The following is a 22,766-nucleotide window of genomic DNA, read 5'->3' on the forward strand; positions in this document are numbered from 1 at the left end:
GCGGTTTCCCGCCGCCCGCGCCGGCTGCGAGCATTGCGGTGCGCCGCGTCCGCGGGCAGCAATCCCGGACGAACCCGGACGCCGGTGCGCTCACCCGCCGGCCGGCACCGTCCGGCCGGCCCCCTCGCTGATCTCGGCCGGTTCCGGCAGACCCAGCTCACGGTGGTGCTCACGAGCCGCCAGCCAGTGCTCGCGGGCCCGCTCCCGCTCGCCCAGCTCGGTCAGGGCCCGGGCGAGGCCGGTGTGCGCGCGGGCCGCCGCGTGCAGGCTGCCGAGGTCCGCCGCGATCGCGAGCGCGCACTCGTGCGTCGTCCGGGCGTGGCCGGGGTCGCCGAGGTCCAGTGACGCGTCCGCGAGGCACAGCAACGCTTCCACGTGCAGGTCCCGGTCGCCCGCCTGCTCGGCGATGGCCGTGGCGCGGCGGAAGTGGTCGCAGGCCTGCTCGTGGTCACCCGACCGCAGGTGCGTGTCACCGATGTTGAGCAGGGTGCGCCCGGCGTCGCACAGGTCGCCGGTCTCCTGGTCGATGGCCAGGGCCTTCCCGTGGATCTCCAGCGCCTCGGCGTACCAGCCCAGCCGGCCGTAGACGTAGCCGAGGTTGGTCAGCGCGGTGCGTTCGCCGACCCGGTCGCCCAGCTCGCGGGCCAGGCTCAACGTCTCGCCCAGTACCTCCGCCGACCGCAGGAAGTCGCCGTTCCAGGAGGCGATCGCGCCCAGCGTGCCGAGCACCCGGCACTCGCCCGTGCGGTCTCCGGCCGCGCGGAAGCAGGCCAGTGCCTCGTCGGCGTGCCGCGTCGCGACCTCGTAGCGGCCGACCTGGCTGTGGGTGGCCGCGAGACTGGTCAGGGCGTGCCCGCGGGCGACCGGGTCCGCCGACTCCGTCGCGCTCGCGTGCAGGGCCAGCGCCTCCCGGATGTGGCCGGCGGTCTGCAGGTAGCGGAACAGCAGCCGCGACAGCAGTCCCGCGTGCCCCGACGCCACCCCGTGGACGCCGGCGCTGACCAGGTTGGCGCGTTCGGCGTCCAGCCACGCGGTCGCCGGGTCGCGGCCGGTCAGCGGCGGGATCGGCAGGCCGGGATCGGGGACGTCCGGCCGGTGGCGGCGCGTGCGCGGCGCGTAGTGGTCCATCGCGGTCGCGGAGGCGAACACGTAGTAGTCGAGCAGCCGCGACAGCGCGGCCTTCCGGCCGGCCGGGGCGTCCTCGTCCTGGGCCCGCGCCATCCCGAACGCGCGGATGAGGTCGTGCAGCTCGAACCGGTTGCCCTCGCCGCGCCGCACCAGGCTCGCGGCGGCGAGCCGGTCCGCGATCCGCGTCGCCTCGGCCAGGTCCGTCCCGGTGAGCGCGGCGATGCCGTAGGCGTCCAGGTCCGCGCCCGGGTGCAGGGCGAGCAGCCGCAGGGCCCGCCGTTCCGGCTCGCCGAGCTGGTCGTAGGACAGGCTGATCGACGCGTCCACGGCGTTGTCGAGCCGCAGGTGCGCGCGCCGCTGCTCGAGCCGTTCCAGGTGGTCGGCCAGCAGCCACGACCGGTGGGCCGGCGCGGTCATCCACAACGCGGCCAGCGTCAGCGCGAGCGGCAGCCGCCCGAGTTCGGCGGTGATCCGCCGGGCCACCGCGGGCGCCCGGTCGACCCGCTCGGCGCCGACGGTCCGCCGCAGATAGGCCAGCGCTTCGTCCGGGCTCAGCGCGTCCAGCCGCACGTGCGCGGCCCCGGCCAGCCCGGGGAGCGCCATGCGGCTGGTGACGAGCACCGGGCCGCCCCGCTCGCCGGGCAGCAGCGGCCGCACCTGGTCCTCGCCGCGCGCGTTGTCGAGGACGACCAGCAGCCGCCGCCCGGCCGATCGTTCCTGGTACAGCCGCGTTTTGCCGGGCAGGTCGGCGGGCACGGCGTGCCCGGGGACCCCGAGCAACCGCAGGAAGGAGTCGAGCACCGCGGCCGGGTCCACCGGCGGCCGGCCGGGATCGGGGTGGAACCCGCGCAGGTTGACGAACAGCGCGTTGTCGCACCGGCCGGCGCGCAGCAGCTCGTGCCCGGCGTGCACGGCCAGCCCGGTCTTGCCGACCCCGGCCATCCCGGCGATCGCCGCCACCCGCCCGTCCCCGAGCACCTCGGCCAGCCCCGCGAGTTCCGGCCCGCGCCCGGTGAAGTCCGGAATGGCCTCGGGCAGGCCGAGCTGGGCCTGCACGAAGGTCGCCGCCTCGGCGCGGCCGCGCACCACCCGCAGCACGTCCTGCCAGCCGGCGACGTACCCCGGGTCCGGGTGCAGCACCTCGACGACGGCCAGCAGCAGATCGGTGTTCGGCCGGGCGCGCCCGGCCTTGAAGCAGTCGGCCACGGTGGTCCGCGCGGTGCGCTCGGCGGCCGGCCGCCCGGCGGCGGTCCAGAGCCGGTTCACCCGCTCGGCGATCTGCGCGTACGAGGGTCCGCCCGCCCACGCCTTGAGCAGCCGCAGCTGCGCGATGAGCTCGGCCAGCGTGCGCGCGTGACCGGGATCGGGTGGTTCGGTGAACGCCATACCGCCATTGTCGGCAGCGGTTCACGGCCGCGGCCACGCTTTTCGCAGAACGCCGTTCCCGGACTGTCCACCCGGGACCAGGTAAGCGCAGGGTCAAATCGTCCGCGTCCGCCCGCCGCCGAACGGGGTCTGGATCGGTCGAGAGCCTTTACGGCGCGCGTTCCGGGTGGCTGGATCGACAGACGTCATGGCCCGCAGCGGGGACCCCGCTGCCCGCCGCACAGCCTCACCTCGATGGAGAAGGTGACCGTGCCATGCCGCTTCCCCGAAGTATCCTCACCGCCACCCTGCTGCCCGCCGCCGTGGCCGGCGGCCTCCTGGTCTCCGCGACGTCCGCGGCCGCGAACGTCGCCGTGACCCAGGTCAGCGCCGATCCGTTCACCGACGCCCAGGCCCAGCACAGAACCGAGGTCGAACCGGACACGTTCGCCTTCGGCAACACCATCGTGTCGGCCTTCCAGGTCGGCCGCGTGTCCGGCGGCGGGTCGTCCGACATCGGCTTCGCCACCTCCACCGACGGCGGCGCCACCTGGACCTCGGGCTTCCTGCCCGGCACCACGGGCAACACCGGCGGTCCCTGCGGCCAGATCAGCGACGCCGCCGTCGCCTTCGACGCCAAGCACAACGTCTGGCTGATCTCCTCCCTCGGCGTCAACTGCCCGGCCGGCGAGCCGGTGCTCACCAGCCGCTCCACCGACGGCGGCAAGACCTTCGGTAACCCCGTGACCACGGCGACCGGCTCGCTGGACAAGAACTGGATCGTCTGCGACAACACCGCGTCCAGCCCGTTCTTCGGCAACTGCTACACCGAATACGACATCACCAGCTCCGGCGACTCGATCCGCATGAAGACCTCCAGCGACGGCGGCCTGACGTGGGGCCCGGCCCACGCACCCGCCGGCGCCCACACCGGGCTCGGCGGCCAGCCCGTCGTGCAGCCCAACGGCACCGTCGTGGTCCCGTACCTGTCGCTCAACGACCAGATCCGCAGCTTCCGCTCCACCAACGGCGGCGCGAGCTGGAACTCCACCGTCGCCGTTGCCACGATCAGCCACCACGACGCGGCGGGCGGACTGCGCGAAGAAGCGTTGCCCAGCGCCGAAATCGACGGCACGGGCACGGTCTACGTGGCGTGGTCGGACTGCCGGTTCCGCAGCGGCTGCCCGAGCAACGACATCGTGCTGAGCAAGTCCGCGACCGGCACGACCTGGTCGGCGCCGGCGCGCATCCCGATCGACGCCACGACCAGCACGGTGGACCACTTCGTCCCGGGCATCGGCGTCGACCCGTCGACCTCGGGCACGAGCGCCCGGATCGGCCTGACGTACTACTTCTACCCCAACGCCAACTGCACGGCGGCAACGTGCCAGCTCGACGTCGGGTTCATCGCCTCGACCAACGGCGGCACGAGCTGGACCACGGCGACCCAGGTGGCCGGCCCGATGAGCCTGTCGTGGATCCCGAACACCTCCCAGGGCCGCATGTTCGGCGACTACATCTCGACCTCGGTCCGGGCGGGCGGCAACGCGTTCCCGATCATCCCGATCGCGTCGGCCCCGAGCGGCTCGACGTTCACCATGGGCATGTTCGCCCCGGCCGGCGGCCTGCCACTGGCGTGACGGCTCCCGCGCCCACCTCGCGCCGGAGGTGGGCGCGGGCCCGTCAGTCTTCGGCGTCGAAGCCGGGCGGCGCCTGCAGATCGTGGGCGCGGAACAGGACGGCGTGCTCGACGCCCATGAGTTTCCCGCTCATCGCGGCGAACTGCGGGATGAAGTCGCCCGGAGCGGGGTGGTCGGGCAGCGCGGCCAGGTAGGCGGCGTGCGCCTCGAGCGAGGCGACACCGCGGCGCAGCGGCTCACCGGTGACGTCGACGCCGTGGGTGGGGTCGGTGTGGCCGGGCTGGAGGTACCAGCGCACGGAGTGCGGTTCGAGGCCTTCATCGGTGACCTGTTCGGGGAAAACCCACCGGTTGCCGGCATCCCGGATGGCATCGAGGGTGGCCAGCCCGGCAGCCCGGTGATCGGCCTGGTCGAAGCCGAACTTGGTCTCGACGTCGAAGGCGGACCCGAAGACGACATCGGGCTTGAACACCCGGATCTCCCGGCAGATGTCCCGGCGCAGGTCGAGGCCGTAGACGAGCACACCGTCCGGGTGTTCGAGGATGGTCAGCCGCTCGACCCCGACGACGTCACAAGCGGCCCGCTGCTCGGCAACACGCAGCCGCGCGGTCTCCTCGGGCGGATTCGGCATCCCGGCTTCCCCCCGGGTGAGCAGGAGATAGCCGACTTCGACCCCCCGAGAGGTCCACCGCGCAACGGCGGCGGACACGCCGTACTCCATGTCATCGGGATGCGCGACGACGCAGAGCACGCGCCGGAAGGTTTCCTCGGGCAGGGCAGGCAGGGTCATGGCAGGCATCCTGCCGCATCCCGGGCGTCGCGGCGGTCCGGTGATGCTCCGGCAACGCCCGGATCGCGGCGGCGCGACGGGCGGAACGGCATCCTGCGCTCGCCTGGTAACCCCGAGCTGACCAGCGAAGGCGCCGGATGCCCCCACTCTTGACCGCCCGCGGTCCACGACCGCCCGCCCCGGCCGCGTTGCCGGCCGTCGGGCTCCGCGGCCTGGAAACTCCCAGACCGGGCCCCTCAGACGTGGTCCGCGCCCGCGCGCTGCTGGGCAACGCCGCCGTGACCGCCGCGATGAGCGGCCTGCCCGGCGGTGCCGAGCCCCGGCTGTCCGCGTGGACCACGCAGCTGCTGCTGGCCGGCCAGAATCTCGTGGGCAACCAGGCCGTCGCGAACCAAGCTACGGCGCTTGCCCCGGCCAAGCCCGCACCTGCGCCGAAGAAACCCTCGCCCGCCAAGCCGACCGCCCGGAAGACCGAGGCGCAGCCCGCCCCGGCCCCGGACAAGAAGGACCTGGCGACCGGCAAGACGTCCGAGCAACGCCAGGAGAAGCCGGAGAAAGGCACCGGCCCACGCTCACCGGGCGCCGATCCGAAGTTCCATGCCCTGAAAAAGGACGTCACCGCCAAGAAGAAGGCCATCGGCGCGAGCCACCCGCCCGCCGCTGCTGAGGCGGCCGCGCCCCAGGACGCTGCGGAAGCCCCCGCGGACGACCAGGAGGCGCGCGGCAAGGCCGCCCACGCCGAGGACATGGACGCCGCCCGGCCCAAGGAGTTCGACAAGCAGGAATTCATCCAGGCGGTCAAGAAAGCCGTGGCCGACAAGGCGCCGAAGAACCTGGACGAGGCGGACAAGTTCGGGGAGTCGGGCAAGGCCGAAGAGATCAAGACCGAGGTCCAGGGCAAGGTCGGCGAAGGCACCGACGCCTCGGCGCGGGAGATCGCGGAAACGACAGCGGCACCACCGGAGCCGGCTCCGGACGCCAAGCAGGTCGTGCCCATGGCCGCGGACAAGGTGCCGGCCAGACCGGGCACCCCCGACCCCGCCCAGGCCGCCCCGGACCGGCTGCCCCCGTCGGCCACGGACCTGTCGGCCGGCCCGGACCAGGTCAACCGGCAGATGGCCGAGGCGCAGGTCACCGACCAACAGCTGTCGTTCAAGAACTCCCGCGAACCACAGTTCGACAAAGCGGTCAACGACAAGAAGACGATGGAGGCACACTCCGAGACCGCCCCGAAGAAGCTGCGCGCCCACGAGGGCGGCGAGCTCGACCAGGTCAAGAACACCGCCGCCACCCGGGGTTCCGCCGCGATGGCCGGCATCCACGCGGCCCGCGTCGCCACCGGCCGGCAGGTCGGCACCGGCAAGCAGGCAACGAAGAAGACCGACGAGGACAAGCGCAAAGAGGTCACCGACCTCCTGCAGAAGGTCTTCGACCAGACCAAGTGCGACGTCGAGAAGATCCTGACCGACCTGGACAAGAAGGTCGACGACCAGTTCACGACGCAGGAAAAGCAAGCACGGGACCGCTTCACCCGCGAGCACGAAGACGGCATGGAGCGGTACAAGGACGAGCGCTACAGCGGCCCGCTCGGCTGGGCACGGTGGACCAACGACCTGTTCGCGGGCCTCCCGGAGGAAGCCAACCGCATCTACGAACACGCGCGGGACAACTACCTCGCGGCGATGGACCGGATCATCACCGAAATCGCCGACACGGTGGGAACCGAACTGAAACGCGCCAAGGACCGCATCGCCACCGGCCGCAACGAACTGAAGGCCGCAGTCGACAAACTCCCGGCCGACCTGAAGGCGATCGGCCGCGAAGCAGCGACGGACTTCGAAAGCAAGTTCGACGAACTCACGGACACCGTCGACGACAAGGGCACCGAACTGGTCGACACCCTGGCCACGAAGTACACCGACGCGGTCAAGGCAGTAGACGACGAAATCGCCGCCGAAAAGGAAAAGAACAAGGGCCTGGTGGCCAAGGCAGCCGAAGCGATCGGCGGCGCCATCACGGCCATCCTCGAGCTGGGCCGCATGCTGCTGGGCGTCCTGCGCAAGGCGGTATCGGCCATCGGCGCCATCCTGAAGGACCCGATCGGCTTCCTCGGCAACCTCGTCACCGGCGTCGGCGGCGGCTTGAAGCTGTTCATGAAGAACGCAGGCCGCCACCTGGAGGCCGGCGTACTGGCGTGGCTGCTGGGCACCGGCGCGACCATGGGCCTGCAACTGCCCAAGACGTTCGACCTCCTCGGCATCCTCAGCCTGATCGCCGCGATCCTGGGCCTTTCCTGGCCCAACATCCGCGCCCGCCTGGCCCGCAAGGTCCCCAACCAGGCCCTGGTGGCCGCGGAGACCGCGGTCCCGCTGGTCGCCGAGGTCAAACGCCGAGGCGTGGCGGGAATGTGGGACGACCTGAAAACCCGCGTCGGCGACCTGAAGAAGGACCTGATCGGCAATCTGGTCTCGTACTTGCTCCCCACGATCATCGTCGCGGGCATCACCTGGATCGTGTCCCTGTTCAACCCCGCATCGGCGTTCATCCGCGCGTGCAAGATGATCATCGACATCATCCGGTTCATCGTGACCAACGCCCGCCAGATCATCGAATTCGTCAACGCGGTCCTGGACGCGGTATTGGCGATCGCCCGCGGCGGCACGGGGGGCGTTCCGGCGCTGGTGGAACGCGCGCTGGCCCGCGCGATCCCGGTCCTGATCGGCGCTTTGGCGGCCCTGCTGGGTATCGGTGGGATCGCCGGGAAGGTCAAGGAGGTTTTCCAGAAGCTTGCGCGCCCGGTGAACCGGGCCATCGACTGGGTCATCGACAAGATCGTCGGCCTGGTCAAGAAGCTGTGGAGCAAGATCAAGCCCAAGCGCCATCCCAAGAAGACCCGACCCCGCAGGCCGAGGCGCCCCGACGGTCGCCGTCGAACTCGCAAGCCCAGGCGGGACAGACCGCTTCGGCCTCGCGACGCCACCAAACCCGGCAAGCCTGACAAGGACAAGCGCGACCGTCCGGCCAAAGACGCTGTGGCCAAGGCCCTCCGGGAAGCCAAGGCCCTTGCGCATCCCGGCGCGAGCGTCGCGGACATCGACAAGAAACTGCCGTCGATCCGACGCAAGCACAAGATCAAGCGACTGTCGCTGATCATCGAGAGCTTCGGACCGAAGAAGACCACGCTCCGTTTTGCCGGCTCGAACAGCCCGGAGGAGAAGAGCGGTCCGGTCAACCTCTGGCACAAGACCTACGACGGAATCAGGCATCTGGTCGAATTGACCAAGGGGGTGGACCGGCTGGTCACCCGGCGGGAGCCCATGGAAGATGGCTCTTCCGAGGTGGAGCTGCTGACGTTCGCGACCGGCGAGAAGGCGATACGCAAAGTCGCGTTCGACGAGACCCCTTACATGGCCAGTGCCACCACGGCCGAACGCCGGTCCATGCGGAGCGCAGATGACCGCGCCGAGGCCGAGCGACTTGGATTCCTCGTCGCGCGCGCCATCGGAACCCCGGTACCCGCGGCATTCCGTTATTCGGAGACCGAGCTGTTGATGGACTACGTCCAAGGAACCCGCGGACGAACGTTGCACGGCAACACCCCCGAACTGGAGCGGCTGATGGCAACCGGATCGGGACGGCGACTCGGGCTGCTGGATGCACTGATCGGCAATGAGGACCGAAACCCCGGAAACTTCATGATCGTCAACGGCGAGGTCGTCGGCATCGACCAGGGCGAAGCATGGTCGGAGGCCGGCAAGAACCTCTCCGGCTGGACACACAAGACCTTCGCCAGGGCATATTACGACTTCAAGAACAACCGCTGGCGCAAGAATGATTTGAGTCGCGCCGAGATCGATCAGTTCGAAAGCGCACTCCAAGCCCTTCGATCGGAGTTCCTCCCGTACCGAAGCGAGTGGTACGATGATATGATGAAGCGCTTCGCGGAAATCAAAAAGCAAAGCCGCTGGGGCGAGTGAATGGAGTTTCTGATGCCGACTCGTATACTTTATGCAGTCATGTCGGACACGGGAGAAAAAATCAGGCTGATGACCCTTCATTCCGATGGGTCACTGACCGCCGAATCCGATGACATGGCCGAAGCGATTCCCGTCCTGCAAGGAAGGGGCCTGTCGAACGAATTCATCTTCGATCGCACCAAACGCCGCGACAATGCCTACGTGCGCCACGTCGAAGAGGTCGTCGAAGACTGAGTTCAGTCTCCTGAGCCCGACGCGGCCGTCTCGAAAACCTGCCCGTCAGGCGAGAACATTCCCCCTCGGTCTATGACCCCACTGCAGCCGCCCTCCGGTCGCGTGGGCGCCGAGGGCCGGGGAAAGTTGGGCTCTTGATCTTCACCGCGCCCCGCATCGAGCCGTTGACCAGCGTGTTTGGTGCCCCCGACGGGACTCGAACCCGCACTGAATCGATTTTAAGTCGACTGCCTCTGCCGGTTGGGCTACGGGGGCACCGCACACTCTAGGTGATCAGGGTTGCTTCTGTCCGGTAACCCTGACATTGCGGCGACTTCAGCACACGCAACGCTTCCGCGATGTGGCCCCCAACCCCGGAGGCCACCCGCGTCGTCAGTTCAAGGTCCAGGACTGGTTCGCCGCGCCCGTGCATGTCCAGATCTGCAGCGGGGTGCCGTCCGCCGAGCTCGGGCCTGTTGCGTCCAGGCACTTGCCCGAGGCCGGGTTCACCAGCTGGTTTCCCGAGCGGCTCCACTGCTGGGCGCCCGTGGAATTGCAGTCGTAGAGCTGGACCTTCGTCCCGTTCGCCGTGCCCGCCGCGGCCACGTCCAGGCACTTGCCCAGCGCCCGCAGCGTTCCCGACGTCGACGTCCACTGCTGGGCGTTCGTGCCGTTGCACGTGTACAGGTCGATCGCCGTGCCGTTTGCCGATGACGCGCCCGCCACGTCGACGCACTTGCCGCCGTAGCCCGTGATCGTGCCGCCGCCCGCCGGTGGTGGCGGGGTGCTTCCGGAGATGGCGTTGAAGATGCGCGAGTATGCGTAACCGGTGGCGCGGTCGTAGTCCTGGAGCTCCCAGAACGACAGCTCCGCGACGCCGTTCTGCGCCGCGAACGTCTCCAGCTGCTGGGCGTCGGACTGGCTGAACTGGGCGCCGTCGTCGTTGCGGCCCGCGATCGGTGTCAGGCCCATCATCGCGTACGCCGCCGACGTCGAGATCCCGTACAGGCTCGCCAGCTGGGACGCCGACGCGCGCGCCGCCGACAGGGCGTCGCCCAGGACCGGCTGGCCGTCGTAGAAGTCCATCACCATCAGGTTGACCACGCTGACCTTGACGCCCTTGCTCTTCGCGTCGCGCAGGAGGTCGAGCTCGTTCGACGGGATGCCCGACGGGTCGACCGCCAGCGTGTAGTCCACCTGGACCGCCGGGTTCTGCTGCTGCAGCGCCGCCAGCGCCGAGTTGCGACGCTGGTTCGACGCCGTGTCGCCGAGGACGCCGCCTTCGATGTCGAAGTCCAGGCGGGGCGTGCCGTACGTGTTGACCACGTTCGCGTACGCCGCGGTCAGGCTGGCGGTGTTCGTGCAGGTCTGGGCCAGTTCACCGCCTTCCGCGCCGCCGAACGACGGGATGACGTTGCCGCCCGCCGCCTGCAGGGCGCTGATCTGGGACTTGAACGAGCCGACGCCGGTGCCGTTCGCCTCCCACACCGGCGTGCAGCCGGACTGCGGGGTCAGGAAGGCCAGCGTGAAGAACTTCGTGCCGGTGGCGCTGAGGTCGGCGGCCATGTCGCCGGCGTCGGCGTCGCTGATCTGGAGGTACGGCGCGGCGTAGTGGGCCGGGAACGCCGGCCCGGCCGCGGCGGCCGAGGGCACCGCGACGACCGCGGCGCTCAGCGCCGCCGCCGTGAGGGCAGCTCTGGTACGGGTGAAGGACATGGAGGCTCCAGGGGACCGAGGGGCGGAGCGGGAGCGGACTTAATCCGCGTTGTGAAGAAAGGGTTTACCCGCCCACCGGCCCAGTTGTCCAGACCATGCCGCTCACCGGCACACAGCCGGGCTTTCCGTGCAATAACCCCGAAAACGCCGAAAGCCCCCGGCCACGAGGACCGGGGGCAGCCGAGCGGAAAGCGTCAGGACTTCGAGACGCGCGCGAACTCGTCCTTCGGGTTGTTGATCTGGCCGAGCGAGATGACCTCGCGGCGGAACAGACCGCCCAGGATCCAGTCGAACAGGATCCGGATCCGGCGGTTCCACGTCGGCATCGCCTTGAGGTGGTACGCGCGGTGGAACAGCCAGGCCGGGAAGCCCTTGATCTTCAGGTTCAGCGCGTCGGCCACGCCCTTGTGCAGGCCGAGGCTCGCCACTGCGCCGAGGTTCTTGTGGTAGTAGTCCTTCGGCTTGCCGCCGCGCAGGACCTTGATGATGTTCTTCGCCAGCAGGCGGGCCTGGCGGACGGCGTGCTGCGCGTTCGGCGGGCAGGTCGCCGTCGGGTCCTCTTCGGTGCGCGAGAGGTCCGGGATCGCCGCGTTGTCGCCCGCGGTCCACACGTCCGGGTGACCGACGACCTGCATCGCGGCGGTCGCCTCGAGGCGGCCGCGCTTGTCGACGGGCAGGTCCGACTGGCCCACGACCGGGTTGGCCTTGACGCCGGCGGTCCAGATGATCGTGTCGGTGTCGAACTCGGTGCCGTCCGACAGCACGACGTGGCCGTTTTCGAACGACTTCGCCGCGGTCGACAGGTAGACCTCGATGCCGCGCTTCTCCAGCTGCTCGACCGTGTAGACACCCAGGGTCTCGCGGACCTCGGGCAGGATCCGGCCGGCCGCCTCGACGAGCACCCAGCGGATGTCGGAGACCTTGATGTTCGGGTAGTAGTTCTCGACCGCGAACCGGGTCATGTCCTCGAGCTCGGCCAGCGCCTCGATGCCGGCGAACCCGCCGCCGACCACGGTGAAGGTCAGCAGGCGCTTGCGCAGCTCGGGGTCGAGCGTGCTGGCCGCCTCGTCGAGCTTGGTCATGATGTGGTTGCGCAGGTAGATCGCCTCGCCGATGGTCTTGAAGGCGATGCCCTCCTCGACCAGGCCCGGGATCGGCAGGATGCGCGCGACGGCGCCGAGCGCGACGACCAGGATGTCGTAGCCCAGCTGCTCGACGTGGCCGTCGGCCGCCTCGACCGTGACGGACTTCTTCTCGTTCTCGATCTTGGTGACGCGCGCGGTCAGCACGTGGCAGCGCTTGAGCACCCGCCGCAGCGGCACGACCACGTGCCGGGGCTCGATCGCGCCGGCCGCGGCCTCCGGGAGGAACGGCGCGTAGGTCATGTGGGGCTGCGGGTCAACGACGGTCACGGACGCCTCGTTGGCCCGGAGCATCTTCTGGAGGCCGTACGCCGTGTAGAGCCCGACGTACCCACCACCGAGGACGAGGATCCGAGTCGGTTCCGACTTCGACTTCGCAGCAGCCATGTCCTCATGGTGACACCTTCGCCGCGACCTCGCTCGGGGGCCCCATCCGGCTGTGACCAGCGTCGCTGCGGTTTCCGTAACGATTCAGTTCTGACCTGTCACCGAGGTCGCGGCCCGGAAGACGTCCGCCACCATGGCGTGGGTCACGCGCCGTGTCTGGACATTGCGCGGCGAGACGTGATAACAGCCGAAAACCCGCAGGTCGCCGAGTTCGAGGACGGCACCGTGCGCGAACGCCGGCCGCGGCTGCGGCACCGCCCAGCCGGCCGCCTCGAGCACGGGCAGCAACGCCTGCCACCCGAACGCGCCGAGCACCACGACCGAGCGCAGTGTCGGACGTAACAGTGCCAGTTCTTCGGCGAGCCACGGACGGCAGGTGTCGCGCTCGGCCGGGGTCGGCTTGTTCTCCGGCGGGGCGCAGCGCACCGGCGAGACGAGCCGGGTGCCGTAGAGCTCCAGCCCGTCGCCGATCGCCGTCGACGTCGGCTGCGACGCGAGGCCGACCTCGTGCAGGACCCGGAAGAGGAAGTCGCCCGAGGGGTCGCCGGTGAACATGCGGCCGGTGCGGTTGGCGCCGTGCGCCGAGGGTGCCAGCCCGACGACGGCGAGCGACGCGTCCGGCGGCCCGAAGCCCGGCACCGGGCGGGCCCAGTACCGCTCGCCGCGGAAGGCGGCCTTGGTGCCCGCGACGCCCTCCCGCCAGGCGACCAGCCGCGGGCAGGCCCGGCAGCCGGCGACCGCGGCGTCCAGCTCGGCCAGTGACCTCATCGCGGCGCGTCCTCGGTGTGCACCAAGTCACCCTGCCACAGGCCCGCGCCGCCGCCGACTAAGTTGTCTCCATGGCGGACACGACCCCCGAAGAGGCTCCTGAGCAGAAGGCCGCGGAAACGACCGAGATCCCGGCCGAGCCGACCGACGACATCGTCACGACCCGGCACACCCTGACCGTGAAGCGCAAGAAGCTCGCGTACACGGCGAAGGCGGGGCGGATCGTTCTCCGCAAGGAGATCGTCAAGGACGGCAAGTCCGAGGGCTTCAAGGCGAAGGCGGAGGTCTTCGTCACCTCCTACACCCTCGACGACGCCGACCCCGGCTCCCGGCCGGTGACGTTCGCCTTCAACGGCGGCCCCGGCTCGTCGAGCATCTGGCTGCACATGGGCCTGCTGGGGCCGCGCCGGGTGCTTTCGGGCGACGTCGACGACCTGGTGCCGCCGCCGTACGGGCTGGCCGACAACCCCGAAACGCTGCTGGCGCACAGCGACCTGGTGTTCATCGACCCGGTGTCGACCGGCTACTCGCGCGCGTCCGAAGGCGGCGAGACCAAGGACTTCCACGGCTTCAAGGGCGACATCGAGTCCGTCGGCGAAGTCATCCGGCTGTGGGTGTCGCGGCACCAGCGCTGGCTGTCGCCGAAGTTCCTGGCCGGCGAGTCCTACGGCACGCTGCGCGCCGCCGGGCTGGCCGCGCACCTGCAGGACCGGCACGGGCTCTACCTGAACGGCCTGCTGCTCATCTCGTCCGTGCTCGACCTGGGCACGCTGCAGTTCACCGAGGGCAACGACCTCCCCTACTCGCTGTACGTGCCGACGTACGCGGCGATCGCGCACTACCACGGCCTGCACGGCGAGCGCCCGCTCGACGACGTCCTCGCCGACGCGGAGGACTTCGCGGCGAAGGAGCTGCCGTGGGCGCTGGCCCGCGGCGCCCGGCTGTCCACTCAGGACAAGGCGGAGGCGGTGGCCACGCTGGCGTCGCTGACCGGGCTGTCCGAGTCCTATGTGGACCGGGTGAACCTGCGGATCGAGCACGTCCGGTTCTTCACCGAGCTGCTGCGCGACCGCGGGCTGACGGTCGGCCGGATGGACGGCCGGTTCACGACGTGGGAGCCGGACGGCGGCCGCGAGCACATGAGCGACGACCCGTCGATCTCCCGCGTGGTCGGCGCGTACGCGGCGGCGTTCAACCACTACGTGCGGGCCGAGCTCGGCTACGAGAACGACCTGCCGTACGAGCTCATCAGCGAAGACACGTTCAAGGCGTGGTCGTACTCGGACTTCGAGGGCCGCTCGGTGTCGGTGGTCGACTCGCTCAGCGCGGCGATGCGCGCGAACCCGCACCTGCGCGTGCACGTGGCGTTCGGCCACTACGACGGCGCGACGGCGTACTTCGCGGCCGAGCACGTGCTGGCCCACCTGCAGATCCCCGAGGAACTGCGGGACAACATCGACACGGCGTACTACCCGGCGGGGCACATGATGTACGTCCACGAGCCGACCCGGGTGCAGCAGTCGAAGGACCTGGCGAAGTTCGTCAAGCGGGCGTCGAACCGCTGAGGGCCGCGGTGGTGCCCGGCGCGGCCGGGCACCACCGTCAGGCCACCGCGGCCAGGATCGCCCGGCGCCGCCGCACGTTCACGAAGCCGGCGACGGCCTGCGTCGCCACGGCGAGGACCGCGTACCCGATCAGCCACGGCGTGTACGCCGGCGGCTGCGCGTGCTCGGTGATCGGGTCGACGAGCACGGGTACCGCGTAGGCCGCGGGCATCGCGAGCTGCAGGTCCTGGATCCGCACGGCGCTGTCCACCGCGAGGGACGTCCCGTCTTCGGCGATGACCGGGCGCCGGAGGACGCCGGTCAGGATGACCGCCGTCACCACGCCGCCGAGCGCCAGCAGGCCGAGCCAGCTCCACGCGTATGCCCGGAACGGCGTCGTCACGAAGATCGTGACGCCGAGCGCGGCGCCGCCGGCGAAGGTGATCAGCAGGGCCGCGACGTCCCAGGCGCCGAGCCCCGGACCGGGCGGGCGCTCGATCGCCCGCGTGCCGAGCGACGCCAGTGCCTGCCGGTCACGCAGGCGCACCGCCCGCCAGTTGACCAGCTCGAGGGCGATGACGACGAAGAAGACGAACGCGCTGTCGGTCAGTTCCGCGCCGCGGACGCCGGGCAGGTAGTCCAGGGACGCGTAACCCACGTTGGCCGCGACCGCGGTCAACGTGGCCACGAGCGCCCACCGCCACCATCGGGGTGGCCGGGCGCCACCGCGGATACCGAGGCGCAGGGCCAGCAGGTCGGTCAGCGTGGGCACCTCGACGCCGTGCCGGACCAGCCAGCGGCCGGCCGCCGCGCGCTCGGTGTCCGTCACCACCGGGGCGCTCACCGGGCCGCCGTTCCGTAGGTGCCGAGCGGCAGCCGGCGGTACCGGCGCCGGTACCGGACCGCGGCGGCGATCATCGCCCCGAACGCCAGGACGAGGTAGCCCACCCGCACCGGGAACCACGGCGGCACGGACGGCCAGGTGGCGTCGAGGTCGATCCAGGCGAGCATGGTGATGCCCACTGCGGGCGCGAAGCTCAGGGCATCCAGGGCGCGCAAGGCCGCGTCGACGCCGAGCGACGCCGGGTCCTCGGCGATCACCGGGGCGCGCAGCACCGGACCGAGCACGAGGGCCGTCCCGGCGGCGCCGATCACCAGCGCCGCTGCCCAGCCCGCGCCGGCCGCGGGGCTGGTCGCGAACCGCGCGGCGCACAGCACCGCGCCGCCGGCGAACGTGATCGCCACCGACGCCAGGTACCACCAGCCCACCTGGGCGGCCGTGGTCCGCAACGACGGCCGGGCGCCCCCGGGAGCCAGCCGGGCGGCGAGGCGTTCGCGCGGGCGGACCCGGCGCCACTGCAGCAGCGAATACGCCGTGAAGAGCACGCTGACCAGCACGAACTTGGCCGGCACCGGAATCGGCGGCAGCAGGATGACGACGGCCCAGATCGCGCCGAGGAGGGCCCCGTAGAGCGGGTACGACCGCCGGGCCTGCTCGCGAGCCCCGACGCGCAGCGCCAGCAGCGGCGTCGGCCGGTCCACCTCGACGCCGCGACGCGCGAGCCACGCCCTCGTCAGGTCGGCCTCCGCGGCCGTCAGCTGATCCGGCACCACCATGCGTTCCCCCCTCACCGGCCGTGGACCGCCGGGTCGGCTCGCCGGTCCACGCATCCCCCGTACACGCGCGCCGCGCAGGAGAGGTTGCCTCAGGCGCCGAAGTACCGCTCGAGCCGGGGCAGCGCTTCGAGCGCGCCGATGGCGCCGGCCTCCGCGATGCGCTCGTGGCGCCGGAGCTCGCCGTGCAGGTCCTCGGCGAGCATCCACCAGAGCTCGAGCTCGTCGATGCGCTGCTCGTCCCAGTCGGGGTCCGCCTTCTTCTCCGCGATCCGCTCCGGCGGCAGGTGGATGCTCAGGTCCTGGATCCGTTCGTGCAGCCGGTCAAGCTGCGGTGACGGGTCCGTCCGGTCCGGGATGACCAGGAACTGCTTGAGCAGCCACAGTTCCTGGCTTTCCGACAGCACCTCGCGGACGACCCGGGCTGTGACCGGCCAGTCGGACCGGGTGAGGAACTCGTCGTTGGCTTCGCCGTTCCGGTACTCCAGCGCGGGGCAGAGCCAGACCGGCCGCTCGACCCCGGCCGCGAAGTCCGCGCGGTCCGCGGCCGCCAGCGCCGCCAGGGTTTCTTCGTCGACGTCGACGTCGTGCTCCAGAGCCAGCACCATGGCCAGGTCGTCGAACAGCATCGGCGCCCAGAACCGCTGCAGCGCCGCGAGCACGGTGTCCCGCAGGTCGCCCGAGTCCATCCCGTCTCCCCCTCGCACGGAAAACGGCCCACCCCGGGGCCGGGGCGGGCCGTTTCCGCGATCGCTACTTCAGGTACTGCGAACCGCGCGTCACCGCCGCGTAGGCGTCAACCGCGCCGTGGCCGTAGAAGCCGTTGAACGACGGGTCGCCCTCACACGTGGCCGTGAACGTCGCGTCGCGGCCCTCCTTGAGGTAGTCCACCGTGCGCGGCACCGGGCAGGCGATCTTCGCCGCCGTGCCCTCGAGGACCCGCTGGACCTTGTCCGGGTCCATGCCGAACTCGCCGTGCGACTTCTTGCCGTACTGCGAGATGATCAGCGCCGCGACGCCGGTCGCGTGCGGGGTCGCCATCGACGTGCCCTGCAGCCACTGGTAGTAGCCGACGCGGCCGTCGGGGGCGGTCGCCTTCTTGACGCCCGCCGCCAGGCCGGCTTCGGTGATGTTGCCGTCCGCGTCGATGTTGCCCTCGGCGACACCGACGTTCTTCGGGTAGGTCGAGAGGATCTCGTTCTCGACCGTGCGGTACCACGGCGTGCCGAAGCCGTCGCGGAAGAACCCGCCCGGCGCCGACACCGAGATCTGCTCGAGGCCGTAGTTCGAGTAGTCCGCCTTCCGCTGGGACGGCCCGAAGGAGCTCACGCCGATCGTGTGGTTGCCCTCGACCGGCAGGTTGAGGCAGGAGTTGTTGTCCACCTGACGCGGGTGCGTCGTGTTGGCCGGGTAGTCCGGGCTGGTGGTGTCCGGCTGCGGCGCACCGAGGTCGGTGTGCTGGTTGCCCAGCGCGACCACCATCGTGACGCCCTTGCGGTGCGCGTAGTTCAGCGCGCGCTGGGTCGCCTCGATGATCGTGCGCTGCTCCGCCTGCTCGGCGGGCGAGTCCGCCGGGTTCGCCGTGCAGTTGTACAGCCACGGGTCGGTGTAGAACGACATGTTGACCACGTCGATGCCGGCGTCGCCGGCGTAGGTCAGCGCGTCGACGGTCGGCTGCAGGAAGAAGTAGCCCGAGTCCTGGCCGGCGCGGATGTTCACCAGCGTCACGTTCGGCGCGACGCCGGAGACGCCGAAGCCGTTGGCCGCGGCGGCGATGGTCCCGGCGACGTGCGTGCCGTGGCCGCCGTCGTCGTGGTTGACCGGGTCGACGCAGCCGCGGAACTCGCACGGGCCGTCGACCTCGACGCCGTTGACGTCGGTCGGGATGTCGCGGGTGAAGTTGCGCGAATCGGCCTCGTCGAAGTTCGGCGCGATGTCGGGGTGCGTGCCGTCGATGCCGGTGTCGATGACGCCGACCTTGACCTGCTTGCTGCCCGGCTGCTTGGTGCGCGAGAGGTCCGAGCGGACGGACTTGAGGCCCCAGAGCTGGTCGTCCAGCGGGTCCATGCCGACGGCCTTGTTCGCGGCGGCCTTGTGCGAGGCGGCGCCGCGGCCTTCCTTCTCGACGTTGTCGCTCTTGGTCTTCTTGCCGTTCTTCGGCACCGAGCCGATGACCTGCGCCTTGGCCGCACCGAACACGGCGCGGTTCGCGGACACGCGCTCGGTGAACCCGGTGGCCGGCGCGCTGGCCTTGATGAGGCCGACGGCGGTGTTGGTCTCCAGGACCGTGCCGCCCGCGGCCTTGATCGCCTGCTGCGCGGTCGCGATGCTCTGGACGTCCTTGGCGAGCACGGTGAATTCGGTCGCCGGGCCGGACAGCGCGGGCTGCGCCGACGCGGCCGGGACCGCGACCGCGGACACCGCGCCGAACAGCGGCACGGCCAGCACCGCGGCCAGAAGCCTGGGTCTCTTCACGTTTCTCCTCCTCGCAGAATGCGTTCCTGCACCGTATAGACCGGACATAGCACGTACAACGGCAAAAAGTACGTTATGGAACAACCGACTTCTGCTCGGCGAAGTGACAAGCTGACAAGTGCCCGTCCGTCCTGGGCACCAGTTCCGGCACCTCCGTCGCGCACCGGTCCTGCGCCTTCCAGCACCGCGTGCGGAACCGGCACCCGGACGGGGGATCCAGCGGGCTCGGCACGTCACCGGTCAGCCGGATCACCTGGCGGCGCCCGCGCACGGCCGGGTCCGCCACCGGGACCGCGGACAGCAGCGCCTGGGTGTACGGGTGCGACGGCCGTTCGTAGATCTCCTCGTCGGTGCCGAGCTCGACGATCTTCCCGAGGTACATCACCGCTACCCGGTTGGACAGGTGCCGCACCACGGAAAGGTCGTGCGCGATGAAGACGTAGGACAGGCCGAACTCGGTCTGCAGGTCGCCGAGCAGGTTCATCACCTGCGCCTGGATCGAAACGTCCAATGCGGACACCGGCTCGTCGCAGATGATCACCTTGGGCCGCAGCGCGAGCGCCCGCGCGATGCCGATGCGCTGGCGCTGGCCGCCGGAGAACTGGTGCGGGTAGCGGTTGAGGTGCTCGGGGTTGAGCCCGACCACCTCCAGCAGTTCCCGCACCTTGCCCGCGCGCGAGCCCTTCGGGGCGACTTCGGAGTGGATTTCGAACGGCTCGCCGACGATGTCGCCGACGGTCATCCGCGGGTTGAGCGAGGTGTACGGGTCCTGCAGCACGATCTGGATCTCGCGGCGCAGTTTCCGCAGCTCGGCACCGCGCATGGCGAAGATGTCGCGGCCCTCGAACTGCGCGGTGCCGCCGGTCGGTTCCTCCAGGCGCATCAGGACCTGGGCGAGCGTCGACTTCCCGCAGCCGGACTCGCCGACGACGCCGAGCGTCTCGCCCGGCAGCAGGTCGAACGAGACGCCGTCGACCGCCTTGACCTGGCCGATCGTCTTCTTGAACAGGATGCCGGTGCGGACCGGGAAGTACTTCTGCAGGTCTTTGACCGAGAGAATGGGATCAGGCACGGGAGCTCACCACCTCTTCGGCGAAGTGGCACGCACTCGTGCGGCCGAAGCCGATCGCGTGCTGCGGCGGAACGTCGACGCTGCACCGGTCCTCGGCCCGTTTGCACCGCGGGTGGAACGGGCAGCCCGGCGGGATGTCCAGCAGGCTGGGCGGCAGGCCCTTGATGGTTTCCAGCGTCTGTCCTTTGAGGTCGAGCCGGGGCAGGGAGTCCATCAGCGCGGCGGTGTACGGGTGGGCCGGCGCGCGGAACAGCTCGACGGCGTCGGCCTGCTCGACGATCCGGCCCGCGTACATCACCGCGATCCGGTCCGCGACCTCCGCGACCACGCCCAGGTCGTGGGTGATGAGGACGAGCCCCATCTTCCGTTCGGTCTGGATCTCGTGCAGCAGGTCCATGATCTGGGCCTGCACGGTGACGTCGAGGGCGGTGGTCGGCTCGTCGGCGATGAGCAGGTCCGGGTCGAGCGCCAGCGACATCGCGATCATCGCGCGCTGGCGCATGCCGCCGGAGAACTGGTGCGGGTAGTCCTTGATCCGGCGTTCCGCGGCCGGGATGCGGACGATGTCGAGCAGTTCGATCGCGCGCTTCCGGGCGTCCTTTTTGGACATGCCGAGCCGGACGCGCAGCTGTTCCTCGATCTGGAACCCCACGGTGAACACCGGGTTCAGCGCGGACAGCGCGTCCTGGAAGATCATCGCGATCTCGCTGCCGCGGACCTCGCGGCGGCGTTCTTCGGACGCCGTCAGCAGGTCCTCGCCGCGCCAGCGGACGGCACCGGCGGTGATCACGCCGGGTGGCACGTCGAGGATGCCCATCACCGTCTGGGCCGTGACGCTCTTGCCGGAACCGGATTCCCCGAGCACGGCGAGCGTTTCGCCCGCGTGCACGGAGTAGCCGACGCCGTTGAGCACGCTCGCCACGCCGTCGCTGGTCCGGAACTCGACGTGCAGGTCTTCGACTTCGAGCAGGAGTTCGTTGTCCGACAAGGGAGCTACCTCGACTTCGGATCGAGCGCGTCGCGGATGCCGTCACCCAGCATCACGAAGGCCAGCACGGTCAGGGTGACGAAGGCACCGGGGAACAGCAGCATGTGCGGGTCGTTCCGGAAGTAGTCCCGCGAGTCGGCGATCAGCACGCCCCACGAGATCACCGGCGCGCGCACGCCGATGCCGAGGTAGGCGAGCGTGGCTTCGGCGCCGATGAACGCGCCGAGCGCGATGGTGCCGTACACCAGCACCGGTGCGATCGTGTTCGGCAGCAGGTGCCGGAAGATGATCCGCGGCGTGCTCGCGCCGAGGCCGCGCGCGGCCTTGACGTAGTCGAGCTGCTTGGCCACCAGCGTCGCCGAGCGCATGATCCGCATGCCGACCGGCCAGCTCAGCACCGCGATGGAGCACACCACCTGGACGATGATCGTGACCGCGCCGGGGTTGGTGCCGGGCGCGTTGAACGTCGTCAGGATGACGATCGCGCCGAGCACGAACGGCAGGCCGGCGAAGATGTCGCCGAAGCGCGACAGCAGGCTGTCGACGAGCCGGCCGTAGTACCCGGCGAGGATGCCGACCACCGAGCCGAAGAGCACGGTCAGCAGCGTCGAGAACACCCCGACCAGCACCGACGCGCGGGTGCCGTAGATCGTGCGGGCGTAGACGTCCTGGCCCTGGTTGTCGTAGCCGAACCAGGCGTCCGCCGACGGGCCTTCGTTGGCGCGGGTCAGATCGCTGAACCCCGCGTCGCGCGAGCTGAACAGGCCGGGCGCGATCGCGATCAGCACGATGAGCAGGATGATCACCGCCGAGGCGATGACCGCCGGCTTGCGCCGCAGCTGACGCCAGGCGTCGCTCCACAGGCTGCGGGGTTTCTGCGGGCCGGTCGCGGAGTCGTCCACACGGGACAGCTCGGCCGCGTCGGCCCCGCCGCCGCCCACCAGGTTCGGGTCAGTCATAGCGGATCCTCGGGTCGAGAACGGCGTACAGCAGGTCGACGATCAGGCTCATCAGCAGGTACACCAGCACCAGCAGGACGACGACCCCGACGACGGTCGCGCTCTCGCGGTTCTGGATGCCGCGGAAGATGAGCCCGCCGAGGCCGTTGATGTTGAACACGCCTTCGGTGACGATCGCGCCGCCCATCAGCGCGCCCAGGTCGGTGCCCAGGAAGGTGAGCACCGGGATGACCGAGTTGCGCAGCAGGTGGACGAGGACGACCCGGCTCTGCGGCTGTCCCTTGGCGATCGCCGTCCGGACGTAGTCGGCGCGGCGGTTTTCGGCGATGCTCGTCCTCGCCAGCCGGGCCACGTACGCCATGGACAGGCTGCCGAGCGCGATGCCCGGCACGATGAGTTCGCCGATGCTCGGGTCGTCCGAGACGCTCGCCTCGATCCAGCCGAGGCCGTTGGCGCCCAGGGCGAGCTGCAGCACGATCGCGGTGACGAACACCGGGATTGAGATCAGGAAGGTCGTCGAGACCAGCACGAGGTTGTCGAGGAAACCCTTGCCGCGCAGGCCGGTGAGCACGCCGGCGGACAGCCCGATGACGGCTTCGATGAGCACCGCGATCACGGCCAGCCGCAGCGTGATCGGGTACGACGTGGCGATCAGGTCGCCGACCGAGGTGCCGTTGAAGGTCTCCCCCCAGTCGCCGGTGAACAGGCTGCCCAGGTACTTGAAGTACTGCACGAAGATGTTGTCGTTCAGGTGGAACTTCTCGGTCATCTGGGCGATGTAGGACGGCGGGCAGGCGGTCTGCCCGCACTTGCCGGAGAACGGGTCGCCGGGCACCGCCCAGACCAGGACGTAGATGAGGAACGTGGTGCCGAAGAACACCGGGATCAGCTGGAGCAGCCGTCGCAGGACATAGCGGATCATGACGAGTTCCTAGTGCGCGCCGGCCGTCGTGAGTGGCAAGGCGAGTTAGAACTCGCCTTGCCACTC

The 22,766-nt window shown here is 70.3% G+C and carries 17 protein-coding genes and 1 tRNA gene; 4 read left to right on the top strand and 14 right to left on the bottom strand.

Features of this window, described 5'->3' with window-relative positions:
* Window positions 1-90 precede the first annotated feature (90 nt).
* Entirely contained in the window at window positions 91-2,514 is a 2,424-nt protein-coding gene (locus AB0M93_RS20765) for a tetratricopeptide repeat protein (protein ID WP_364275740.1), read from the bottom strand.
* A gap of 254 nt (window positions 2,515-2,768) precedes the next feature.
* Between AB0M93_RS20765 and AB0M93_RS20770 the strand changes: the two genes are divergently transcribed.
* Window positions 2,769-4,133 (top strand): sialidase family protein, encoded by a 1,365-nt coding sequence (locus AB0M93_RS20770; RefSeq protein WP_364275742.1) that lies wholly within the window; start codon window positions 2,769-2,771, stop codon window positions 4,131-4,133.
* Between the two features lie 43 nt (window positions 4,134-4,176).
* On the opposite strand, the gene AB0M93_RS20775 is transcribed toward AB0M93_RS20770, so the two are convergent.
* The gene (locus AB0M93_RS20775; protein WP_364275744.1) at window positions 4,177-4,932 is read right to left on the bottom strand and encodes a PIG-L deacetylase family protein; all 756 of its coding nucleotides are present in this window, start codon (window positions 4,930-4,932) and stop codon (window positions 4,177-4,179) included.
* 140 nt (window positions 4,933-5,072) lie between these two features.
* Here AB0M93_RS20775 and AB0M93_RS20780 point away from each other — a divergent pair, with 140 nt between their 5' ends.
* Entirely contained in the window at window positions 5,073-8,900 is a 3,828-nt protein-coding gene (locus AB0M93_RS20780) for a hypothetical protein (protein WP_364275745.1), read from the top strand.
* Between the two features lie 39 nt (window positions 8,901-8,939).
* On the top strand, window positions 8,940-9,134 hold the full coding sequence (locus tag AB0M93_RS20785) for a hypothetical protein (protein WP_364275747.1): 195 nt from the start codon (window positions 8,940-8,942) through the stop codon (window positions 9,132-9,134).
* Window positions 9,135-9,312: 178 nt separating this feature from the next.
* Here the strand turns inward: AB0M93_RS20785 and AB0M93_RS20790 are convergent.
* From AB0M93_RS20790 to AB0M93_RS20805, 4 genes are all read right to left on the bottom strand, one after another.
* Window positions 9,313-9,389, bottom strand: a tRNA-Leu gene (locus AB0M93_RS20790).
* A 117-nt stretch (window positions 9,390-9,506) separates the two neighbouring features.
* Window positions 9,507-10,829, bottom strand: a complete 1,323-nt coding sequence (locus AB0M93_RS20795; RefSeq protein ID WP_364275749.1) for a ricin-type beta-trefoil lectin domain protein — start codon at window positions 10,827-10,829, stop codon at window positions 9,507-9,509.
* Window positions 10,830-11,023: 194 nt separating this feature from the next.
* Window positions 11,024-12,358, bottom strand: coding sequence for an NAD(P)/FAD-dependent oxidoreductase (locus AB0M93_RS20800; RefSeq protein WP_364275751.1), 1,335 nt, complete (start codon window positions 12,356-12,358; stop codon window positions 11,024-11,026).
* Window positions 12,359-12,442: 84 nt separating this feature from the next.
* Window positions 12,443-13,126: a uracil-DNA glycosylase gene (locus AB0M93_RS20805; protein ID WP_364275753.1), complete on the bottom strand. Its 684-nt coding sequence runs from the start codon at window positions 13,124-13,126 to the stop codon at window positions 12,443-12,445.
* Window positions 13,127-13,197: 71 nt separating this feature from the next.
* Here AB0M93_RS20805 and AB0M93_RS20810 point away from each other — a divergent pair, with 71 nt between their 5' ends.
* Complete coding sequence (locus AB0M93_RS20810; RefSeq protein WP_364275754.1) at window positions 13,198-14,691, top strand: peptidase S10; 1,494 nt, start codon at window positions 13,198-13,200, stop codon at window positions 14,689-14,691.
* 37 nt (window positions 14,692-14,728) lie between these two features.
* Here AB0M93_RS20810 and AB0M93_RS20815 read toward each other — a convergent pair whose 3' ends face one another.
* From AB0M93_RS20815 to AB0M93_RS20850, 8 genes are all read right to left on the bottom strand, one after another.
* A complete protein-coding gene (locus tag AB0M93_RS20815; protein WP_364275756.1) occupies window positions 14,729-15,514 on the bottom strand; it encodes a hypothetical protein in 786 nt (261 codons plus the stop codon).
* On the bottom strand, window positions 15,511-16,287 hold the full coding sequence (locus tag AB0M93_RS20820) for a hypothetical protein (protein WP_364275758.1): 777 nt from the start codon (window positions 16,285-16,287) through the stop codon (window positions 15,511-15,513). The genes AB0M93_RS20815 and AB0M93_RS20820 overlap by 4 nt, the downstream gene beginning before the upstream one ends.
* A gap of 89 nt (window positions 16,288-16,376) precedes the next feature.
* Window positions 16,377-16,973: a hypothetical protein gene (locus AB0M93_RS20825; RefSeq protein ID WP_364275760.1), complete on the bottom strand. Its 597-nt coding sequence runs from the start codon at window positions 16,971-16,973 to the stop codon at window positions 16,377-16,379.
* Between the two features lie 64 nt (window positions 16,974-17,037).
* Window positions 17,038-18,759, bottom strand: coding sequence for a S8 family serine peptidase (locus AB0M93_RS20830; RefSeq protein ID WP_364275762.1), 1,722 nt, complete (start codon window positions 18,757-18,759; stop codon window positions 17,038-17,040).
* Window positions 18,760-18,832: 73 nt separating this feature from the next.
* Complete coding sequence (locus AB0M93_RS20835; protein WP_364275764.1) at window positions 18,833-19,831, bottom strand: dipeptide ABC transporter ATP-binding protein; 999 nt, start codon at window positions 19,829-19,831, stop codon at window positions 18,833-18,835.
* Window positions 19,824-20,819: an ABC transporter ATP-binding protein gene (locus AB0M93_RS20840; protein ID WP_364275766.1), complete on the bottom strand. Its 996-nt coding sequence runs from the start codon at window positions 20,817-20,819 to the stop codon at window positions 19,824-19,826. The genes AB0M93_RS20835 and AB0M93_RS20840 overlap by 8 nt, the downstream gene beginning before the upstream one ends.
* A gap of 5 nt (window positions 20,820-20,824) precedes the next feature.
* Window positions 20,825-21,778 carry an ABC transporter permease gene (locus tag AB0M93_RS20845; RefSeq protein WP_364275768.1) on the bottom strand — a complete coding sequence of 318 codons (954 nt, stop codon included), beginning with the start codon at window positions 21,776-21,778 and terminating at the stop codon, window positions 20,825-20,827.
* A complete protein-coding gene (locus AB0M93_RS20850; RefSeq protein ID WP_364275769.1) occupies window positions 21,771-22,700 on the bottom strand; it encodes an ABC transporter permease in 930 nt (309 codons plus the stop codon). Before AB0M93_RS20850 ends, AB0M93_RS20845 begins: the two co-directional genes overlap by 8 nt.
* Window positions 22,701-22,766 lie beyond the last annotated feature (66 nt).

Origin of the sequence: Amycolatopsis sp. NPDC051102, from assembly GCF_040682815.1 — a bacterium.
Taxonomy (GTDB): Bacteria; Actinomycetota; Actinomycetes; order Mycobacteriales; family Pseudonocardiaceae; genus Amycolatopsis.

What these genes read in the sequence shown, in the direction of transcription:
- AB0M93_RS20765 (WP_364275740.1), bottom strand. Translation starts at nt 2,514, where the DNA reads ATGGCGTTCACCGAACCACCCGATCCCGGTCACGCGCGCACGCTGGCC.
- AB0M93_RS20770 (WP_364275742.1), top strand. Translation starts at nt 2,769, where the DNA reads ATGCCGCTTCCCCGAAGTATCCTCACCGCCACCCTGCTGCCCGCCGCC.
- AB0M93_RS20775 (WP_364275744.1), bottom strand. Translation starts at nt 4,932, where the DNA reads ATGCCTGCCATGACCCTGCCTGCCCTGCCCGAGGAAACCTTCCGGCGC.
- AB0M93_RS20785 (WP_364275747.1), top strand. Translation starts at nt 8,940, where the DNA reads ATGTCGGACACGGGAGAAAAAATCAGGCTGATGACCCTTCATTCCGAT.
- AB0M93_RS20795 (WP_364275749.1), bottom strand. Translation starts at nt 10,829, where the DNA reads ATGTCCTTCACCCGTACCAGAGCTGCCCTCACGGCGGCGGCGCTGAGC.
- AB0M93_RS20800 (WP_364275751.1), bottom strand. Translation starts at nt 12,358, where the DNA reads ATGGCTGCTGCGAAGTCGAAGTCGGAACCGACTCGGATCCTCGTCCTC.
- AB0M93_RS20805 (WP_364275753.1), bottom strand. Translation starts at nt 13,126, where the DNA reads ATGAGGTCACTGGCCGAGCTGGACGCCGCGGTCGCCGGCTGCCGGGCC.
- AB0M93_RS20810 (WP_364275754.1), top strand. Translation starts at nt 13,198, where the DNA reads ATGGCGGACACGACCCCCGAAGAGGCTCCTGAGCAGAAGGCCGCGGAA.
- AB0M93_RS20820 (WP_364275758.1), bottom strand. Translation starts at nt 16,287, where the DNA reads ATGGTGGTGCCGGATCAGCTGACGGCCGCGGAGGCCGACCTGACGAGG.
- AB0M93_RS20825 (WP_364275760.1), bottom strand. Translation starts at nt 16,973, where the DNA reads ATGGACTCGGGCGACCTGCGGGACACCGTGCTCGCGGCGCTGCAGCGG.
- AB0M93_RS20845 (WP_364275768.1), bottom strand. Translation starts at nt 21,778, where the DNA reads ATGACTGACCCGAACCTGGTGGGCGGCGGCGGGGCCGACGCGGCCGAG.
- AB0M93_RS20850 (WP_364275769.1), bottom strand. Translation starts at nt 22,700, where the DNA reads ATGATCCGCTATGTCCTGCGACGGCTGCTCCAGCTGATCCCGGTGTTC.